A 434-nucleotide genomic window follows, 5' to 3' on the forward strand; every position below is an offset into this window, starting at 1 on the left:
TGAGGGCCGCCTTGTCGGGTTAAGACGAGTGCTGTGTAACAGCCCTTATGGACAGCAATAAGTTCAGTGCTCAGATTGAACGGTTCGAGGTTGTCGAGACTGGCCGTCGGCGTCGCTGGAGCGATGACGAGAAACTCAAGATCGTTCTGGAGAGTTTGCAGACACCGCGCGCGGTCTCATCGACAGCACGACGATACGGCATCTCGCGCTCGCTCCTGTTGACTTGGCGACGATCGTTTGGGACGCGGACGGGCGGTGAAGAAGATCCCCGGCCCGGCTTTGTGCCGGCGATGGTGATGCCGGACCAACCGCCGGCGTCGCCGGTATCTTTAGCGGGGCCAGCGAGCGGACGCATGGAGATTGTCGTCGGCAAGGCCTGTCGCGTGATCGTGGACGCCGGCGTTGATACGACCGCGTTGTCTCGCGTGTTGGAT

General features: G+C 61.3%; 1 protein-coding gene. It reads left to right on the forward strand.

What is annotated here, in order from left to right; genetic code table 11:
* Window positions 1–47 precede the first annotated feature (47 nt).
* Window positions 48–434 (forward strand): IS66-like element accessory protein TnpA (gene tnpA / locus AC5ZGW_RS47155; protein WP_496114275.1); only part of this gene is annotated, 387 nt, incomplete at its 3' end.

Source organism: Bradyrhizobium sp. Crot121 (assembly GCF_059512385.1).